2 protein-coding genes are annotated in these 1,181 nt (G+C 48.9%); one reads left to right on the top strand and one right to left on the bottom strand.

Annotated features, from left to right (window positions below):
* Positions 1-108 (bottom strand): AsnC family transcriptional regulator (locus tag R7127_RS26575; RefSeq protein ID WP_318148720.1); only part of this gene is annotated, 108 nt, incomplete at its 3' end.
* A gap of 113 nt (positions 109-221) precedes the next feature.
* Here R7127_RS26575 and R7127_RS26570 point away from each other — a divergent pair.
* A partial coding sequence (locus tag R7127_RS26570) for an ABC transporter substrate-binding protein (RefSeq protein WP_318148719.1) occupies positions 222-1,181 on the top strand: 960 nt, incomplete at its 3' end.

Below are 1,181 nucleotides of genomic sequence, written 5' to 3'. Positions count from 1 at the left end.
GACATCGAACTGCTTAGCCATTTCGGCGTAAGGAGTTCTGGCGTCTGCCATTAGTGTTTTTAAGATTGCGCGGTCAAGGTCGTCGAGTTTCGGCAGGCTCGCATTCATACTATTATTTCCGTTGGGTATGAGAGTTATGTCTCTTTTATACTCACAGCGGACACGATTCACAAGGTTTGGCAGGAGTAACTGCGGGTTAACTCCGATGCTATGGAGAGAATGTGCAGCGTTTTCTGATTTTGGTCGCCTTATTCTGGAGTGCATGTGCCTGGAGTGAACTGACACTTGCTCAAGAGCCGAAGGTGCTTGTCGTCCATTCTTATCACCAAGGATTCTTTTGGACGGACTCCATTCAGCGCGGGATCGATCAACAACTCGATGACCGCGAGATGGACATGCGAGTTTTATACTTGGATTCCAAGCGTAACCAGAGCGAGCAGTTTTTTACCCAGCTCGAATCACTCTATCGCACCAAGTTGAGCGATGAGCGTTTTGATGCCATTTTGGTGACGGACAACAATGCATTGGAATTGATGCAACACTTGGCGCCGTTGATCAAAGACACGCCAGTGATTTTCTGTGGCATCAACAATTACCGTCCTTCCTTTCATCAATCACTTAACGCAACCGGCGTGATTGAGAACGTCGATTTAGAAGCGAACTTAGCGCTGATCGAGCGTTTGCATCCAGACAACAAGCAGATTTACATCATCAGTGACCATTCGGTGACTGGTGCGATACTTCGCGACGAGATTGACGATTTTATCCAACAACATGACCGTTATCGCAACAAGATCACTCAACTTGTCCCTGACAATGTTGAAGCATTGAAGCAAAAAATCGCTCAACTCAATAAAGAAAATGTGGTGCTGTTTTGGACTTACTACCGCGACAAAGATGGTGTGGTCGGCAGCGAGCGTGACTGGATTCAGATCAACAAGGCCTCCAACGCGCCATTGTTTATGGTGCACGATGTAGGATTGGGTCATGGCGCGGTGGGCGGCGTGATTCAAAGCGGTTATCGCCAAGGTGTTGAAGCGGCTAGATTACTTGAACAGGTGCTCGACCACCCACAAGAACCGTTACCTCCGGTGGTGAATGGCGATTCTGAAATCAAGCTCGATTACCAAGCGGTCGTGCGCTGGGGGTTGGGCGCCGAGCAAGAATCCTCGGCGGTCTTT

Source organism: Vibrio sp. 1159, assembly GCF_033340395.1.
Classification (GTDB): Bacteria; Pseudomonadota; Gammaproteobacteria; order Enterobacterales; family Vibrionaceae; genus Vibrio; species Vibrio alginolyticus.
Note: the sequence above shows the minus strand (reverse complement) of the source record. Positions and strands in the feature narration are given on the sequence as shown.